13 protein-coding genes and 1 pseudogene are annotated in these 16,998 nt (G+C 71.1%); 5 read left to right on the top strand and 9 right to left on the bottom strand.

Annotated features, from left to right (window positions below):
• Positions 1-63 precede the first annotated feature (63 nt).
• Complete coding sequence (locus ACFWM2_RS10300; RefSeq protein WP_383275753.1) at positions 64-1,737, top strand: peptide-N4-asparagine amidase; 1,674 nt, start codon at positions 64-66, stop codon at positions 1,735-1,737.
• Between the two features lie 144 nt (positions 1,738-1,881).
• The gene (locus tag ACFWM2_RS10295; protein ID WP_383275750.1) at positions 1,882-3,279 is read left to right on the top strand and encodes a cation:dicarboxylate symporter family transporter; all 1,398 of its coding nucleotides are present in this window, start codon (positions 1,882-1,884) and stop codon (positions 3,277-3,279) included.
• A gap of 22 nt (positions 3,280-3,301) precedes the next feature.
• Here the strand turns inward: ACFWM2_RS10295 and ACFWM2_RS10290 are convergent, their stop codons facing one another.
• Together ACFWM2_RS10290 and ACFWM2_RS10285 are read right to left on the bottom strand one after the other, a co-directional pair.
• Positions 3,302-6,238 carry an FAD-binding and (Fe-S)-binding domain-containing protein gene (locus ACFWM2_RS10290; RefSeq protein ID WP_383275747.1) on the bottom strand — a complete coding sequence of 979 codons (2,937 nt, stop codon included), beginning with the start codon at positions 6,236-6,238 and terminating at the stop codon, positions 3,302-3,304.
• A gap of 124 nt (positions 6,239-6,362) precedes the next feature.
• Positions 6,363-6,818, bottom strand: coding sequence for a MarR family winged helix-turn-helix transcriptional regulator (locus tag ACFWM2_RS10285; protein WP_383275744.1), 456 nt, complete (start codon positions 6,816-6,818; stop codon positions 6,363-6,365).
• A 149-nt stretch (positions 6,819-6,967) separates the two neighbouring features.
• On the opposite strand from ACFWM2_RS10285, the gene ACFWM2_RS10280 reads away from it, so the two are divergent.
• Both ACFWM2_RS10280 and mltG read left to right on the top strand, forming a co-directional pair.
• On the top strand, positions 6,968-8,773 hold the full coding sequence (locus ACFWM2_RS10280) for an ABC transporter ATP-binding protein (RefSeq protein ID WP_383275741.1): 1,806 nt from the start codon (positions 6,968-6,970) through the stop codon (positions 8,771-8,773).
• A 43-nt stretch (positions 8,774-8,816) separates the two neighbouring features.
• On the top strand, positions 8,817-9,653 hold the full coding sequence (mltG, locus tag ACFWM2_RS10275) for an endolytic transglycosylase MltG (protein WP_383275738.1): 837 nt from the start codon (positions 8,817-8,819) through the stop codon (positions 9,651-9,653).
• 81 nt (positions 9,654-9,734) lie between these two features.
• Here mltG and ACFWM2_RS10270 read toward each other — a convergent pair whose 3' ends face one another.
• From ACFWM2_RS10270 to ACFWM2_RS10245, 6 genes and pseudogenes are all read right to left on the bottom strand, one after another.
• Positions 9,735-10,823 (bottom strand): NAD(P)-binding domain-containing protein, encoded by a 1,089-nt coding sequence (locus ACFWM2_RS10270; protein ID WP_383275735.1) that lies wholly within the window; start codon positions 10,821-10,823, stop codon positions 9,735-9,737.
• A gap of 47 nt (positions 10,824-10,870) precedes the next feature.
• On the bottom strand, positions 10,871-12,025 hold the full coding sequence (locus ACFWM2_RS10265) for an LLM class flavin-dependent oxidoreductase (protein ID WP_383275733.1): 1,155 nt from the start codon (positions 12,023-12,025) through the stop codon (positions 10,871-10,873).
• A 2-nt stretch (positions 12,026-12,027) separates the two neighbouring features.
• Positions 12,028-13,056: an ABC transporter substrate-binding protein gene (locus ACFWM2_RS10260; protein ID WP_383275730.1), complete on the bottom strand. Its 1,029-nt coding sequence runs from the start codon at positions 13,054-13,056 to the stop codon at positions 12,028-12,030.
• A gap of 82 nt (positions 13,057-13,138) precedes the next feature.
• Positions 13,139-13,900, bottom strand: a complete 762-nt coding sequence (locus ACFWM2_RS10255; protein ID WP_383275727.1) for an ABC transporter ATP-binding protein — start codon at positions 13,898-13,900, stop codon at positions 13,139-13,141.
• Positions 13,873-14,764 (bottom strand): annotated as a pseudogene (locus ACFWM2_RS10250) (ABC transporter permease). Before ACFWM2_RS10250 ends, ACFWM2_RS10255 begins: the two are co-directional and overlap by 28 nt.
• A gap of 141 nt (positions 14,765-14,905) precedes the next feature.
• Positions 14,906-14,974: a putative leader peptide gene (locus ACFWM2_RS10245; protein WP_351286961.1), complete on the bottom strand. Its 69-nt coding sequence runs from the start codon at positions 14,972-14,974 to the stop codon at positions 14,906-14,908.
• A 137-nt stretch (positions 14,975-15,111) separates the two neighbouring features.
• Here ACFWM2_RS10245 and ACFWM2_RS10240 point away from each other — a divergent pair, with 137 nt between their 5' ends.
• The gene (locus ACFWM2_RS10240; RefSeq protein ID WP_383275724.1) at positions 15,112-15,534 is read left to right on the top strand and encodes a YjbQ family protein; all 423 of its coding nucleotides are present in this window, start codon (positions 15,112-15,114) and stop codon (positions 15,532-15,534) included.
• A gap of 44 nt (positions 15,535-15,578) precedes the next feature.
• On the opposite strand, the gene ACFWM2_RS10235 is transcribed toward ACFWM2_RS10240, so the two are convergent.
• Complete coding sequence (locus ACFWM2_RS10235) at positions 15,579-16,997, bottom strand: dihydrolipoamide acetyltransferase family protein (RefSeq protein WP_383275721.1); 1,419 nt, start codon at positions 16,995-16,997, stop codon at positions 15,579-15,581.
• Between the last annotated feature and the right edge of the window lies 1 nt (position 16,998).

Here is a 16,998-nt window from a genome sequence, read left to right as displayed (position 1 = left end):
GGCGGCGTCCGACTGCCGAGAACTCATTGCGGACGGGGCCGACTCCCCCGTAGAACACCGCACATGAGAAGACCGGTCATCATGTCCATGCTCACCGGAGTGATCCTCGCGGCGAGCACCCTCCTCGGGGCAGGCCCGGCCCCCGCGGCCGCGCTGCCCGGAACCGGTTCGTCCGCCGGAGCCATGAGCGTCGAGCCGCCCGCCGAGTTCGGCACCGACTGGCACGACCCGCTGACCGCGGCGCCGCCCCTCGCGAAGCCCGCCACCAAGTCCTGCCAAGTCACGGTCGCCGAGACGCAGTTCCGCGACTACACGCCGTACAAGGGCACCTTCGCGCCGCCGAGCGGCTGCGGGGACAACTGGACCAAGGTGGTCCTGCGGCTCGACGGCAAGGTGAAGGGGCGGCAGTACGACCGGCTCGGCTATCTGCACATCGGCGGAGTCGAAGTCCTCCGCACGTCGACCCCGGAGCCCTCGCCCGACGGCATCGCATGGTCCGTCGAGAAGGACGTGACCCGCTACAGCGACACGTTCCGGCAGAGCCGCGACGTCGAGATGCTCATCGGCAACACGGTGGACGAGACCTACACCGGAGTCATCGACGTGAAGGTCGTCCTGACCTTCTACGCGGCGAAAAAGCCTGCTCCGCCCACGAAGTCGGGCACGCCGGGCCGGTCCACCGCGGCCCCCGATCGCGTCCTCACCCTCCAGGACGGCACGCTCACCGCGCCCCGCAACAGTGAGCGGATCGTCGCCGAGGTGTACGCCACCGGCTCGGGCGGCGGCTGCGAGGAGTTCTGGTATCTGACGGTGCCGGACGCCGCGCCGTACTCGTGCAAGGCGGCGAACGGCCCCTACCGCGAGGTGCAGGTCAAGGTCGACGGTCAACTGGCCGGAATCGCCGCGCCGTTCCCGACGGTGTGGACCGGCGGCTGGTCCAACCCCTTCCTCTGGTACGTGATCCCGGGCCCGCGCGCCTTCGACGTCAGGCCCATCGAGTACGACCTGACCCCCTTCGCCGGACTCCTCAACGACGGTCGCCCGCACCAGGTCGACGTCTCCGTCGTTGGCGTGCCCGAGGGGCAGAGCGGCTGGAGCACACCGGTCAACGTCCTGGTCTGGCAGGACGCGGGGCGGGCGCACGTGACCGGCGCGGTCACCCGTATCAAGGCGGGCGACCCGGCCAACTCGTCGACGTACACGCCCGGTTCGCCGGAGTACCGCCTGGACACCGAGGGCGGCCATCGGCTCACCGTCGCCGGATACCTCGACACCTCGCACGGCCGCGTCACGACCACCGTCAGCCGCGACCTGGCCAACACCTCCGTGCACCGCTGGACCGAAGGCGAGAACACCGACGGTCTTGAGGCCGGTTGGACCGACGACGAGACGGTCACCGTCGACGGGCGCGGACCGGCCGTGACGACCCGCACCCATCGCACGTACACGATGGACGGCACGACCACCCTCGGGGCCGACGACCGGCTGCGAACCGTCCTGACCATCGGCGACCGGGCGTCGGTGGACGCGTCGCGCGGCGGCCGGCGTACCTCCTGGTCCCGGTTGGACGACACCTACACGGGCGACGCGACGTATACGGCGAACGTGCCGCGCGATCAGCGCCACGCGGTGGGCACGACGAAGGAGCGCTACCGGCTGTACGGCTCGGCCGGTTGCTACGACCGGGGGCTGGTCACCGTGCAGGGCGTGCTCACCGAGGACCGGAGCCGCTGCTGATCCGAGAGGTGTGTGACGTGTCACCCTCGTCATGATTAACCGGGGCGTGACACGGAGGTCTCCGGCACGATCAACGACTTCCCGATAGTGATCGACGCGGAAGCGCTTTTCCGCATATCAGAAGTCCCGTCGGAGGAGTCCCCCGTGCCGCCGTCTGTACCGTCCCCGCGACGCGTCGCACGCATACTGCGTACCTCACTCTTCGCGCAGGTCGCCTGCGCTCTCGTGCTCGGAATCGTCGTCGGACGGCTGTGGCCCGACGCGGCCACGGCCGTCCAGCCGCTCGGCGACGGTTTCGTGCGTCTCATCAAGGCGGTGATCTCACCGCTGGTGTTCTGCGTGGTCGTCGTCGGCATCGCCAAGGCCGGCGATCTGAAGGCCTTCGGCCGGATCGGGCTCAAGGCCCTCGTCTGGTTCGAGGCCGCGACCACCGTGGCCCTGCTCATCGGTCTGGTCGCGGCCAACGTGGTCGCCCCCGGCTCGGGGATGCACGTCGACCCGTCGAAGCTCGACGCTTCGGCGGTCGACGGCAAGACCGGCGGCGGCTCACTGCCCTCGACCAGCGAGTTCATCCTGGACGCCCTGCCGCAGAGCGCGGTCGGCGCCTTCGCCGAGAACTCGCTGCTCCAAGTCCTCGTCCTCGCCTGTCTGGTGGGCGCGGCGCTGCTGCACCTCGGGCACACCAAGGTGCCTGCGGTACTGCCCGCCGTCCAGCAGGTCCAGGACGTCGTCTTCGCGATCGTCGGCTTCATCATGCGGCTGGCGCCGCTCGCCGTGTTCGGTGCGATGGTCCACCTGGTCGGGGAGTACGGCCTGGGCGTGGTCAAGACGTACGGCAAGCTGATCGTGCTGTGCTACGCGGTCGCGCTGCTGTTCCTCGTGCTGCTCGGCGTCGCCCTCAAGGCGGTCACCGGGCTCAGCCTCTGGAAGTTCGTCCGGTACACCCGCGAGGAGTTGCTGCTCGCGCTCGGCACCGCCTCCAGCGAGACCGTCATGCCCCGCATGATGCAGAAGCTGCGCCAGGCGGGCTGCCGCGACGACGCGGTCGGGCTGGTGCTGCCCACCGGATACTCCTTCAACCTCGACGGCGCGTCGATCTATCTCTCGATCGGCACGCTCTTCATCGCCCAGGCGGTGGGTGTCGACCTCGGCCCGGGACAGCAGATCACCGTGGTGCTGGTCCTCATGCTGACCAGCAAGGGCATGGCAGGCGTACCGGGTTCGGCCTTCCTGGCCCTGTCCGCGACCGCCACCTCCCTCGGGGTCATTCCCGCCGGCGCGGTCGCCCTGCTGCTCGGCGTCGACCGCATCATGGACTCGATGCGCGTCACCACCAACCTGCTCGGCAACTGTGTCGCCGTCTTCGCGGTGTCCCGCTGGGAGGGCGCCCTGGACACCGAGCGGGCGAAGAAGGTGCTGGACGGCGAGATCGCGTTCGTACCGGAGGCCGACGAGAAACCGGCGAGGGCCGTCGTGCCGGCGCAGCAGCCTTCCGACGTCTCCGCTCAGCCGGTCAAGGAGCCTGTGCCCGAGGGCGGTTGACCCCGGGAGGGGCCCCAGCGGATCAGGCAGATCCGGCGGTCCCGGGACGGGTCGCGCGCTCCAGCTCCAGCAGTACGGAGTAGTAGCCGCGGCCCGTCGCGTGGTCCATTCCCACCTCGCACATACGGTTCGCCGAGAGGTGCGCGTCGAACGGGCGCGCGTGCACGAAGGAGGCCTCCTTGCGGGTCGCCGCCTCCGTGAGCTCCGGGTGCAGCGTGCCGCGGTCCCCGGCGAAGGCGCAGCAGCCGGCGTCGTCCGGGACGACCACGTCGTCCGCGCAGGCCTCGGCGACCACGCGCAGGTGTGCCTCGTCGCCCAAGTGGCGCATGGAGCAGGTGGGATGGAGCACCGCGGAGCCCACCGTGCGATGGACGGTGAGGTGGGGGAGGAGCTCCTCGGCCGCCCACACCAGGGAGTCGACGACCGTCAGCTTCGCGTGCAACTCACGGTTCTCAGCGGTCAGATACGGCACGACCTCCCGCGCGATCCCCAGGGTGCAGGACGAGGCGTCCACGACGAGCGGCAGCTCTCCGCCGGCCGTCCAGCCCCAGGCGGCCGCCACGATCCGGTTGGCCATGAGGGCGTTGCCGGTCTCGTACCCCTTGGAGTGCCAGATGGTCGCGCAGCACGTGCCCCGGACATCGTCCGGAATCCAAACCGGCTTCCCCGCGCGCGTGGAGACGTCGACAACGGCCCGGGGGAGGGACACGTCTCCCGGGCTCGCGAAGATGCGGTTGACGCACGCCGGGTAGTAGACGGCCGCCGCTCCCACGCGCGTGGTGCGCGGCAGGGCGCGCGGGGCCGCCCTGGGGATGCCCGTCAGCCACTCGGGCGCCAGATCGGGGCGGACCACCGTACGGGCCGCGCGCGTCACGGTGGTCACCAGCCGGCGCCGGGCCCGGGCGGCGACGGCCACGGCGAGCCGGGCCGAGGCCTCGGCCGCCCGGAAGTGCCGCGCGGTCAGTGCCGCGGCCCTCTCCTCGCGCGGCGAGTGCCGCGCATGCCGGAAGTTCTTCATCAGCGCGCCTGTGTCGATGCCGACCGGGCAGGCCAGCTTGCACGTCGAGTCGCCCGCGCAGGTGTCGACCGCGTCGTATCCGTACGCCTCCAGGAGGCCGTTCTCGACCGGGGACCCGTCGGGCTGGCGGGTCATCTCGCGGCGCAGCACGATCCGTTGGCGGGGTGTGGTCGTCAGGTCCTGACTGGGGCAGGTGGGTTCGCAGAAGCCGCACTCGATGCAGGGGTCGGCGATCGGCTCGATCCGGGGAATCGTCTTGAGGCCGCGCAGATGGGCCCTGGGGTCACGGTCGAGCACGATGCGCGGAGCGAGCACGCCGTCGGGATCGATCAGCTGCTTGGTGCGCCACATCAACTCCGTTGCCGTGGGCCCCCATTCGAGCTCCAGGAACGGCGCGATGTTGCGCCCGGTCGCGTGCTCGGCCTTGAGCGAGCCGTCGAAGCGCTCGACGGTGAGCCGGCAGAAGTCGTCCATGAAGGCCGCGTACCGCTCCACGTCCGCCGGTTCGGCCGCGTCGAAGGCGAGCAGGAAGTGCAGGTTTCCGTGCGCCGCGTGGCCCGCCACCGCCGCGTCGAAGCCGTGCCGGGTCTGCAGGTCGAGCAGCGCTGCACAGGCCTCGGCGAGCCGCGCGGGAGGCACTGCGAAGTCCTCGGTGATCAGTGTCGTCCCGGACGGACGCGCCCCGCCGACCGCCGTCACGAACGCCTTGCGTGCCGTCCAGTAAGTCCCGATGGTCCGTGGGTCGCGGGTGAAGCCGTTGGTCACCGAGGCGACCGGTGCGACGAGTTCGAGACCCTCCAGGACACGGCGGGCCGCCTCCTCGTACGCCCGCTGTCCGGACTCGTCCGGGGCGCGGAACTCCACGAGCAGAGCCGTGGTCGACCTGGGCAGCCCGGCCCAGTCCGCCGGGACACCCGCCACGCTCACCGAGGCGCGCAGCGTGTTGCCGTCCATCAGCTCCACGGCGATCGCGCCCGCCTCGTTGAAGAGCGGCACCGCGGCGGCCGCGGCGGGCAGGGAGGGGAAGAACAGCAGCGCGGTGGACACCCGCCGGTCCAGGGGCAGCGTGTCGAAAACGACCTCGGAGATGAAGCCGAAGGTGCCTTGGGAGCCGACCATCAGGCCGCGCAGGATCTCCACGGGTGTCGAGCCGTCCAGGAAGGCGTCCAGGCGGTAGCCGTTCGTGTTCTTGATCGTGTACTTGGCGCGGATCCTGGCGACCAGCGCCGGGTCCGCCTCGATCTCCGCCTTGAGATCCATCAGCCCGGCGCACAGGGCCGGTTCGGCATGGGCGAGCTGCTCGGCGGCGGCCGCTTCGGCCGTGTCCACCACCGTGCCGGTCGGCAGCACGAAAGTGAGGGAGGCGAGAGTGCGGTACGAGTTGCGGGTGGTGCCCGCCGTCATGCCCGACGCGTTGTTGGCGACGACTCCACCGACCGTGCAGGCGACCGCGCTCGCCGGATCCGGGCCGAGGACGCGGCCGTGGCGGGCCAGCGCGGCGTTGGCCCGCGCGACCGTCGTACCCGGGCCGATACGCGCCCGCGCGCCGCCGTCCAGCACCTCGATCCCGGACCAGTGACGGCGTACGTCGACGAGGATGTCCTCGCCCTGTGCCTGGCCGTTGAGCGAGGTCCCGGCCGCGCGGAAGACCACCTCGCGGCCCTTTCCGTGGGCGTACGAGAGGATCGCCGACACGTCGTCGATGTCCTCGGGGACCACGACGACCTGCGGGACGAAGCGGTAGGGGCTGGCGTCGGAGGCGTAACGGACGAGGTCGGAGATCTTGGTGAGCACCTTGTCCGGGCCGAGCAGCGCGATCAGTTCGTCGCGCAGCGGCGCGGGCGTGCCCTGGGCGCGGTCCTCGGGCACCCGGTCGGGTGCGGGCTCCGCACGCCGCGCGGCGGGCCGCAGGGCGTCGGGCTCCGGCTGCAGCAGGGGCATCGCGCACTCCTCGCCTGTCGTGAGCGGCCGCGTCGGCACGGCACGGTCACCTGGTCGCCGTCACGGCCACCTTGCCGTCAGGGGTACCCCCACCACCACCGGTACGACCCACCCCGACGGTTGATCAGCAGCCGAGCTCTCGCTCCGGCGCGCCGTCGATCAGGGTGTTCAGCAGCCCGCCCAGCACCTCGCGCTGGTCGTCCGCCAGGGGAGCGAGGATCTCCTCCGCCGCGGAGCGGCGTGCCCCGCGCAGCTCGCGCAGTGCCTTGCGCCCCTCGTCCGTGACCTCGATCCGGATCACCCGGCGGTTGGTGGGATCGGGTGCCCGGCGGACCTTGCCGCTCGCCTCCAGCCCGTCGACCAGCGTCGTCACGGCTCGCGGCACCACTTCGAGGCGCTCGGCGAGATCGGCCATGCGGGGCGGTGAGCTGTAGTGCGCCAGGGTGCGCAACAGCCGGGACTGGGCGGGAGTGATGCCCAGCTCACGCTGCTCCAGATGGCGCTTCTGGATGCGGTGCACACGACGGGTGAGCCGCAGCAACTGCTCGGCGAGCAGCCCGTCGGCATCGGGGGTGGTCATACCGGGAACAATATCAGGACCTCGTTCATTGTGAGTATAGGTAACAATGAGCTAAGCTCCGGAAGGCGTCGGCTCCCGGCCGCCGCCACCGCGAGGCCGGCCCTGGCCGCCTTGTCACGTCCCAGTCGTCTCACCTCCCGTAGGAGCCCATGCGTCCCGATCGACCCACCTGGACCCCCTCGCCAGCCGATGCCGATGCCGAACAGCCGCGGCAGGTCCGCCGCATCCTGAAGCTCTTCCGGCCCTACCGCGGCCGGCTCGCGGTCGTCGGCCTGCTGGTCGGCGCCGCGTCCCTCGTCTCCGTCGCCACGCCCTTCCTGCTGAAGGAGATCCTGGACGTCGCGATCCCGCAGGGCCGCACCGGCCTGCTGAGCCTGCTCGCGCTCGGCATGATCCTCAGCGCGGTCGTCACCAGCGTCTTCGGCGTGCTGCAGACCCTGATCTCGACGACCGTCGGTCAGCGCGTCATGCACGACCTGCGCACCGCCGTGTACGGCCGGCTGCAGCGCATGTCCCTCGCCTTCTTCACCCGGACCCGCACCGGCGAGGTCCAGTCCCGCATCGCCAACGACATCGGCGGCATGCAGGCGACGGTGACCTCCACCGCCACCTCGCTGGTCTCGAACCTCACGAGCGTCGTCGCCACCATCGTCGCGATGGTCGCCCTCGACTGGCGCCTCACCGCCGTCTCACTGCTCCTGCTGCCGGTCTTCGTCTGGATCAGCCGCCGGGTCGGCCGCGAGCGCAAGAAGATCGCGACGCAGCGCCAGAAGCAGATGGCCGTCATGGCCGCCACCGTCACCGAGTCGCTCTCCGTCAGCGGCATCCTGCTGGGCCGCACCATGGGCCGCGCCGACTCGCTCACCAAGTCCTTCGCGGACGAGTCCGAAGGCCTGGTCGACCTCGAGGTCAGGTCGAACATGGTGGGGCGCTGGCGCATGGCCGTCATCACCATCGTCATGGCCGCCATGCCCGCCGTCATCTACTGGACCGCGGGCATCGCCTTCCAGCTCGGCGGCCCGACGGTTTCCATCGGCACGCTGGTCGCCTTCGTCTCGCTCCAGCAGGGCCTGTTCCGGCCGACGGTCAGCCTGCTGTCCACCGGCGTCCAGATCCAGACCTCGCTCGCCCTCTTCCAGCGCATCTTCGAGTACCTCGACCTGCCCATCGACATCACCGAGCCGGCGAGCCCGGTCCATCTGGAGCAGGTCAAGGGCGAGATCCGCTTCGAGGACGTCGAGTTCCGCTACGACGACAAGGGTGGCCCGATCCTCGACGGCATCGACATCACCGTCCCCGCGGGCGGCAGCCTCGCCGTCGTCGGCCCGACCGGCTCGGGCAAGTCCACGCTCAGCTATCTGGTGCCCCGGCTGTACGACGTCACGGGCGGGCGCGTCACGCTCGACGGGGTCGACGTGCGCGACCTGGACTTCGACACGCTGGCACGCGCGGTGGGCGTCGTCTCCCAGGAGACGTACCTCTTCCACGCCTCCGTCGCCGAGAACCTGCGGTTCGCCAAGCCGGACGCCACCGACGAGGAGCTGCACGCGGCGGCCCGCACGGCCCAGATCCACGACCACATCGCCTCGCTGCCCGACGGGTACGACACCGTCGTGGGCGAGCGCGGGCACCGGTTCTCCGGCGGCGAGAAGCAGCGCCTGGCCATCGCCCGCACCATCCTGCGCGACCCGCCCGTGCTCATCCTCGACGAGGCGACCAGCGCTCTGGACACCCGTACGGAACGCGCCGTCCAGGAAGCCATCGACGCGCTCTCGGCCAACCGGACCACGCTCACCATCGCCCACCGGCTGTCCACCATTCGGGGGGCCGACCAGATCGTGGTCCTGGACTCCGGCAGCGCGGCCGAGCGGGGTACGCACGAGGAGCTGCTGGAGCGCGACGGCCGTTACGCCGCCCTCGTGCGCCGAGACGCCCAACTGGAGCCGACAAGATGAAGATATGTCGGCTTTGTAGGCATTAGCGGGTTACCGTGCCCGCATGCAGATGAACACTCCGCCACGGAGCACGATTCGACTGACGCGCCGGGGCCGGGCCGCCCTCATCGCGACCGGAGCCGTCGTCGCCGCCACCGCCGTGGCGGTGCCGCTGCTGATCATGGACGACGGGGACGAGCGCCCGAAGTCCTTGGTGATCCCCGAGGGCTGGCGTGCGGGCCAGGTCTACGAAGCGGTGGACAAGGCCCTGCGCGTGCCCGCGGGCACCACCAAGAAGTCCCTGGGCAAGGCCAATCTCAAGCTCCCCGGGGACGCGGAGGGCAACCCGGAGGGCTACCTCTTCCCCGCCACGTATCCGCTGGACGCCAAGGCGACCCCGGAGTCGCTGCTGTCGTTCATGGTCACCACCGCGAACAAGAAGTTCAACGGAGGCCAGGTCACCGCCGGGGCGCAGCGCAACGCGATGAACGTCTACCAGGCGGTCACGATCGCGAGCATCATCCAGGCGGAGGCGGCCACCAAGGCGGACATGGGGAAAGTGGCCCGGGTCGTCTTCAACCGGCTGGAACGCGGTATGCCGCTGCAGATGGACTCCACCATCAACTACGCGCTGAACCGCAGCACGCTGGACACCAGCGCGAAGGACACCAGGCTCGACAACCCCTACAACTCCTACCAGCGCATGGGGCTGCCGCCCACGCCGATCGCCAATCCCGGTGAAGAGGCGATGCGCGCGGCGATCAACCCGACCCCGGGCGACTGGCTGTACTTCGTCACGGTCAAGCCTGGCGACACCCGCTTCACGGCCAGTTACGAGGAGCATCAGAAGAACGTCGCCGAGTTCAACCGGAACCGTAAGAGCGCGTCACCGTCACACTGAGCCGGGCCTTCCGGCCACGGGGGCCGGCGCGCCGTACGCCCCACGGGCATAGGCGCGCCCCGGCCCACCCGCCAAGGGACGTCACGCGGCGACCGGTGCCCCCGCCAGCAGCCGCCTGATGTCCCGCACGGCCGCGCGCCCGGCACGGTTGGCGCCGATGGTGCTGGCCGAAGGCCCGTAGCCGACCAGATGGATCCGGTGGTCGGCGACGGAGCGGGTCCCCTCGACGCGGATGCCGCCGCCCGGCTCGCGCAGCCGCAGCGGCGCCAGATGGTCGATCGCCGCCCGGAACCCGGTCGCCCACAGGATGACGTCGGCGTCCACGTGGCGTCCGCCGTCCCAGGCGACACCGTCCGGAGTGATCCGGTCGAACATCGGCAGCCGGTCCAGCACGCCGTCCTCCCGCGCCTGCCGGATCGCGTCGTTGAGCGGCAGCCCGGTCACCGAGACGACGCTCTGCGGCGGCAGGCCCCGGCGTACCCGATCCTCCACGAGTGCCACGGCGGCCCGTCCGAACTCCTCGTCGAAGGGGCCCTCCCGGAACACGGGCGGCCTACGCGTCACCCAAGTGGTCGCGGCCGCGTAGGGCGCGATCTCCATCAGGTGCTGGGTGCCCGAGGCGCCACCGCCCACGACGACGACCCGCGAGCCGGTGAACTCCTCGGGCCCGGGGTACTGCGCCGTGTGCAGCTGCCGTCCCCGGAACGTCTCCTGGCCCGGATAGCGCGGCCAGAACGGCCGGTCCCAGGTGCCCGTCGCGTTGATCAGCGTCCGCGTCGACCACGTGCCCTCGGAAGTCTCGACGAGCAGCCGGCCGCCCTCGCCCTCGCGGACCGCGCGCACCTCCACCGGCCGCCGTACCCGCAGCTCGAAGGTGCGCTCGTACGCGGTGAAGTACTCCCCGACGACCTCGGCGGACGGCCGCGCGGGGTCGGCGTCCGTCAGCTCCATGCCCGGCAGGGAGTGCATCCCGTGCACCTTGCCGTACGTCAGGGACGGCCAGCGGAACTGCCACGCACCGCCCGGACGCGGCGCATGATCCAGCACCACGAAGTCCCGCTCCGGCTCGAAACCGCTGCGGCGCAGGTGAAAGGCGCTGGACAGGCCGGCCTGCCCAGCGCCTATGACGACGACATCGACTGCGCGCGTCCCTGCCCCGGTGGTGTTCACGCCTCTGCCAACCGGACCGGGGTCCGGAATCTTCCCGGAGCGGCTCCTCAGCGACCGCTCGCGACGAGCAGCGGCGCTCCGCCGCCCACCGGGGCGCCGGGCAGCAGCCCGCGGGCCGCCAGGTCCGGGATGACACCCTCCCCGAACCAGTACGCCTCCTCCAGGTGCGGATAGCCGGAGAGCACGAAGTGCTCGATGCCCAGCGCGTGGTACTCCTCGATCCGGTCGGCGACCTCGGCGTGACTGCCCACCAGGGCGGTGCCGGCGCCGCCCCGCACGAGCCCCACGCCCGCCCACAGGTTCGGGGAGATCTCCAGCTCGTCGCGGGAACCGCCGTGCAGCGCCAGCATGCGCTGCTGGCCCACCGACTCGCTGCGCCCGAGCGCGGCCTGGGCGGCCGCGATCGTGTCCGCGTCCAGGTCGCCGAGCAGCCGGTCCGCCGTCGACCAGGCCTCGGCCGACGAGTCCCGGGAGATGGTGTGCAGCCGGATCCCGAACCGGACCGTGCGTCCCTCGCGCTCGGCCAGCGAGCGGATCCAGTCGATCTTCTCCTTGACCTGGGTAGGAGGCTCGCCCCAGGTCAGATACACATCGGCGTGCCGCGCGGCCACAGGGCCCGCGGCCGCCGACGAGCCGCCGAAGAAGATCTCCGGCAGCGGGTCCGGCGGCAGCGCGGTCAACCCGCCCTCGACCTGGTAGTGGGCCCCGTCGAAGTCGTAGGGCTGCCCGCTCCACGCCCCGCGCACGATGGAGAGGAATTCGTCCGTACGGCTGTAGCGCCGGTCGTGGTCGAGGTGGTCGCCGAAGCGGCGCTGTTCGGTGGAGTCGCCGCCGGTGACGACGTTCAGGAGCAGCCGCCCCCGGGTGATCCGCTGGTACGTGGCCGCCATCTGGGCGGCGAGCGTCGGTGAGATGACCCCCGGCCGGAACGCCACCAGGAACTTCAGCCGCTCGGTGTGCTGGGCGAGTGCCACCGTCGTCAGCCAGGCGTCCTCGCACCAGGTACCGGTCGGGGTGAGCACCGCCTCGAAGCCCAACTGCTCGGCGGCTTTGGCGATCTGGGCCAGGTACTCGATGTCGGGCGGCCGTATCCCGCTGACCGGGCGCTTGGCGCCGGCCGTGTTGGGGGCGTAGGCGTGCCGGTCCACTAGGGTGCGACCGTCGCCGCCGGTCGGCAGGAACCAGTGCAGATGGACCGTCATGGTCAGGACTCCTTGTAGACGCGGGGCGCGGTGGTGGACGCCGGCAGGTCACCGTTGAAGCGGCTGTCCACGAAGCCGGCGAAGTCGACCTTGCGCGGGATCAGCTTCAGGCCCGTGAAGGTGTCCGCGATCTGCTGCTCGGAGGCGATCAGCGGCTTGTCGACGGCCACCGGGACGCGGGAGGCGTTGGTGCGCTTCACCGAGGCCAACGCCACGTCGTACGGCAGTCCGGTGTCCTTCGCCCACACCTTCGCCCAGGCGTCCGGATGGTCGTAGACCCAGTCCTGGGCGCGCCGCAGCCGCTCCAGGTAGTCCTTGATGGCCGCGGTCTTCTTCTTGTCCTTCAGGGCGTCGGGCGCCGCCACCTGGAAGCTGAGTCCGTTGACCGCGCCGTCGCCGTCCGCCAGGATCCGGCCCTGTTTGGCCTCCAGGATCTGCGAGGTGTACGGGTCCCAGACCGCCCACGCGTCCACCTTGCCGCCGGTGAACGCGGCCAGTGCGTCGGCCGGCTGCAGGTACTTCACCTTGACGTCGCTCAGCTTCAGTCCGGCCTCCTTGAGCGAGGCGATGAGCTGGTAGTGCGCGGACGAGCCCTGTGCGACGGCGATCGACTTGCCCTTGAGCTCCTCGGGCTTCTTCAGCGACGAGTTCTTGGGCACGAGGATGGCCTCGCCCTTGGAGGTGCCGTGCCAGGCGGCCACCACGCTGATCTTCGAGTTCGCGCCGGCCGCGAAGACGGGCGGGGTGTTGCCGACGCCGCCGATGTCCACGGCCTTGGCGTTGACGGCCTCGAGCAGCGGTGGGCCGGAGGTGAACGTGGACCACTTGATCTTGTAGTCGAGGTCCTTGAGTTCCCCGGCGGCCCTCAGCACCGCCTCTGAACCGCCCTTCTGGTCCCCGACGTTGAGCGTGAGGGAACCCTTGCCGTCGGTCCCGCCACCCGTCGAGGTGTCGGCCGCCGAGTTCCCGCCGCAGGCGGCGAGCAGCAGGGCAAGCGGGAGCAGTGCGGCGGGGGCGAGACGTCGGCGCATGGTGAGTCCGTTCGGTTGGTTCAACTGAGGGTGAGTGCAACTCGCGTGCACAGAGGGCGAGTTGTGGTGTGCTGTGGTGGGGTCAGGCGGCTTCGGCGGCCGTGTCCACGCCCAGCCGCTCCAGCAGTCCGGCGCGCAGCTCGGCGAACCGCGGGTCGGTGATGTCGCGCGGCCGGTCCAGATCGATCCGTGTCTCGTACGCGATGACGCCGTCGTCCATCACCAGGACACGGTCGGCGAGCAGTACCGCCTCCTCGACGTCGTGCGTGACCAGCAGTACGGCGCAGCCGCGGCGCTGCCACAACTGGCCCACGAGCCGCTGGGCCTTGATGCGGGTGAGGGCGTCGAGCGCGCCGAACGGCTCGTCGAGCAGCAGCAGATCGGGCTCGCGGACCAACGCGCGGGCCAGCGAGGCGCGTTGGGCCTCGCCACCGGAGAGCGTCTTGGGCCAGGCGTCCGAGCGGTGGGTGAGACCGACCTCGGTCAGCGCCTGTTCGGCGACGGCGCGCCGCGGCTTGCCGGGCAGACCGAGCAGCACGTTGCGCCACACCTTCTTCCACGGCATCAATCGCGGCGACTGGAATGCGACGGCCTTGCGACGGGGCACGAGGACGGTGCCCGCGATGTCCCGGTCGAGCCCGGCCAGGATGCGCAGCAGGGTGGACTTGCCGCAGCCGCTGCGGCCGAGCAGGGCCACGAACTCGCCCGGTGCCACGTCCAGTTGGAGGTTGTCGATGACGGCACGGCCGTCGAAGGAGCGGGTCAGACCCGTCACGCGCACCGCCGAAGCGGGTGCCTGCGCGGCCTTCTCGGTACTCACCGGCCGGTGAACGTCGGTCGCCATTGCAGCAGCAGCCTTTCGAGGGAGCGGACGATGAAGTCGGCGAGCAGGCCGAGGAAGGCGTAGACGATCAGGCAGACCACGATCACGTCGGTCCGCAGGAAGTCGCGCGCCTGGACCATCAGGAAGCCGATGCCGGCGTCCGCGTTGATCTGCTCCGCGAAGACGAGCGCCAGCCAGGCGATGCCCAGTGAGTAGCGCAGCCCTGTCATGGCGCCGGGCAGCGCACCCGGCAGGACGACATGGCGCACCAGGCCCCAGCGGGAGAGGCCGAGGGACTCTCCGGCCTCGATCAGCTGGGAGTCGACGCCGCGGATACCGGCGTACACATTGAGGTAGAGCGGGAAGGACACACCCAGCGTGATGATCGCGATCTTGGGTGCCTCGCCGATGCCGAACCAGATGATGAACAGCGGGATCAGGCCGACGAACGGCACGGTCCGCAGCATCTGGACACTGGCGTCGACAAGGTCCTCGCCGACCCGGAACAGCCCGGAGACCAGGGCGAGTCCGGTGCCCCATGACCGTGCCGAACAGCAGGCCGACCGCCACGCGCTGGAGCGAGACGCCCATCGCGTGAGGCAGTGACCCGTCGCTGATGAGATCGCTGCCGACCCGCGCGATGGTGCCGGGCGAGGCGAGGACGTCGGAGGTCAACACGCCCGTACTGCTGAGGAGTTGCCACAGGGCGAGCAGCAGGAGCGGGCCGGAGGTGCGGCGCAGCCAGCGGGGCACGCGGGTGCGCCGGGTGGAGGTGGGGACGATGGGTTCGAGCGACAGTGGCGCCTGTTCGGTCGCGGCGCCATTCTTGGATATATCCGAAATATCGGAGTCGGACGAGCCCGGCGGGGCATGGCTGATGCTCATGAGTGCTCCACGAGGAAGGAGAGCGACCGGAGAGAAGTACGCCTCGGCGCCGCCGCGTCAGGAGATCAGCCGGTGATCAGCGTGAGTCCGGACGTGCGGGCAGGGCAGCGCGCAGGCGCGGGGAAGAGCGGAAGAAGGGCGTCAGCAGCCGCGGCGACACGCGGCGGAGGCCACCCGCAGCAGGTCGATGTGACCGCGCGTGGTGAGCATGGCTGAACGCAACATGCGGCCGAAAGTAGCCAGATGGCCCGCGTACGGTCAATGGCGTCTCGCGGAGTGGACCTCTCGTATCAGCCGTCGGGCGGCCGGTCAGGTGTGGAACCGGGCGTATGGGTGAGGATTGGGGCATGTCCGATGCCTTCACCACCCGCGTCCTGAACGTCGTCTCCGGCTCGACGGAGACCGTCGTCGATCTCACTCGCGACTGCGAGGCCTTCCTCAGGGAGGTGACCGGCGGCCGCGACGGGCTCCTCAACGTTTTCATCCCGCACGCGACCGCCGGCGTCGCGATCATCGAGACCGGCGCCGGCAGCGACGACGACCTCCTCGCCGCTCTGCACACCCTGCTCCCCGCCGACGACCGCTGGCAGCACCGCCACGGCAGCCCCGGCCACGGGCGGGACCACGTCCTGCCGGCCATCGTCCCGCCCCACGCCACCCTGCCGGTCGTCGGCGGACGGCTGGAGCTGGGGACCTGGCAGTCGGTGTGCCTCGTCGACACCAACAAGGACAATCCCGACCGGCAGGTCAGGCTGAGTTTCCTCGGCTGACCGCGGTGGGCCGGCCCCGGGGCAGTCGCCCGGCGCCGGCCCCGTCAGAGTTCGGTCGTCCAGTCCCGGGTCTCGATGCTCTCCTTGAGGTGCGCGAGGAACCGGCCGGCGTAACCCCCGTCCACGGCCCGGTGGTCGAAGGTCAGGGCGAGATTGCCGACCGGGTGCACGACCACGGCGTAGGACCCGTCCGAGGCGGGGATGGCCACCGGTCGGGGCCGTACGGCGTCGGTGGCCAGGATCGCGACCTGCGGCTGGTTGATGATCGGCGCCGTGAGGAGCGTGCCGTAGGGGCCCGGATTGCTGATCGTGAAGGTGCCTCCCGCGAAGTCGTCCGGACCCAGGCGGTGCGCCCGGGCGCGGCCGGCGAGTCCCGAGATCTCCCGGGCGACAGCTCCCAGCCGCTTGTCCCGGGCGTCCCTGACGACGGGGACGAGCAGTCCTTCGGCGTCCAGGTCGACCGCGATGCCGAGGCCGATACGGCGGTGCACCAACAGGGCGTTGTCGCCCACACTGGCGTTGAGGTGGGGGTACGCGACCAGCCCGTCCACCACCGCCCTGGCGACGAAAGGCAGATAGGTCAGCCCGAAGCCTTCCGTCTGCCGCCACGACGCCGCGGCCGCCCGGCGCGCCCGGTCCACGGCGTGGAAGTCGACCTCGATGGCCATCAAGGTGTGCGGCGACGTCGCCTTGGAACGCACCATGTGCTCGGCCGTACGGCGGCGGATCGTGCTGAAGGGAACGGTCAGGGTCTCGCTCCGCGGCGGCCCGGCGGTCTCCGCGGGGGCAGGGCTCCGGGGCCGGGGTGCGGCGGAAGCGGCAGCCGCGGCGGGTGGCGGGGCTGGGGTGGCGGGTGGCGGGGCTGGGGTGGCGGTGGTGGCAGCCACCGCGGGCGGCCGGGCTGGGGCGGCGGCCGCCGCCGCGAGGACATCGGTGCGCGTGATCCGGCCGTGCGGGCCCGTCCCGGACACCTGCTCGGCCGACAGCTCGTGCTCGGCGAGCAGGCGGCGGACCAGCGGGGTCAGCGTGCCGTGCCGGGGTGCGTCGCGGGGTGCGGCGACCGACCCGCCGCCAGGTCCGGCAGCCGCCTTCCCGGAGCCGTTCGTGGCGATCGCGGACACCTTCCCGGAGCTGCTCGTGCTGCTCACGGCCACGTCACCGGAGCCGTCCGCGGTGATCACGGACGCCCCACCGGAGCCGTCCGAGCTGCTCACGGACACCTCGCCGGAGCCGTCCGCGGTGATCACGGCCAGCCGTGCCCCCACGGGCACGGTCTCCTGCTCCTCGACGAGGATTTCGCCGAGCGTTCCCGTGACGAGGGCCGGGATCTCGGTGTCCACCTTGTCGGTCGACACCTCGAAGAGCGGTTCCCCCTCGGTCACGTGGTCGCCGGTCCCGCGCAGCCAGCGGGTCACGGTCGCCTCGGCCACCGTCTCGCCGAGCTGGGGCATGGTCACATCCATC

The sequence above is a fragment of the Streptomyces sp. NPDC058371 genome, from assembly GCF_042723265.1.
Lineage (GTDB): Bacteria > Actinomycetota > Actinomycetes > Streptomycetales > Streptomycetaceae > Streptomyces.
This window is presented reverse-complemented; position numbering and strand designations above follow the sequence as displayed.

Coding starts and splice junctions, on each gene's coding strand:
- ACFWM2_RS10285 (WP_383275744.1), bottom strand. CDS start 6,818: ATGACCACCCCCGATGCCGACGGGCTGCTCGCCGAGCAGTTGCTGCGG.
- ACFWM2_RS10300 (WP_383275753.1), top strand. CDS start 64: ATGAGAAGACCGGTCATCATGTCCATGCTCACCGGAGTGATCCTCGCG.
- mltG (WP_383275738.1), top strand. CDS start 8,817: ATGCAGATGAACACTCCGCCACGGAGCACGATTCGACTGACGCGCCGG.
- ACFWM2_RS10260 (WP_383275730.1), bottom strand. CDS start 13,056: ATGCGCCGACGTCTCGCCCCCGCCGCACTGCTCCCGCTTGCCCTGCTG.
- ACFWM2_RS10240 (WP_383275724.1), top strand. CDS start 15,112: ATGTCCGATGCCTTCACCACCCGCGTCCTGAACGTCGTCTCCGGCTCG.
- ACFWM2_RS10290 (WP_383275747.1), bottom strand. CDS start 6,238: ATGCCCCTGCTGCAGCCGGAGCCCGACGCCCTGCGGCCCGCCGCGCGG.
- ACFWM2_RS10265 (WP_383275733.1), bottom strand. CDS start 12,025: ATGACGGTCCATCTGCACTGGTTCCTGCCGACCGGCGGCGACGGTCGC.
- ACFWM2_RS10280 (WP_383275741.1), top strand. CDS start 6,968: ATGCGTCCCGATCGACCCACCTGGACCCCCTCGCCAGCCGATGCCGAT.
- ACFWM2_RS10235 (WP_383275721.1), bottom strand. CDS start 16,997: ATGGATGTGACCATGCCCCAGCTCGGCGAGACGGTGGCCGAGGCGACC.
- ACFWM2_RS10255 (WP_383275727.1), bottom strand. CDS start 13,900: ATGGCGACCGACGTTCACCGGCCGGTGAGTACCGAGAAGGCCGCGCAG.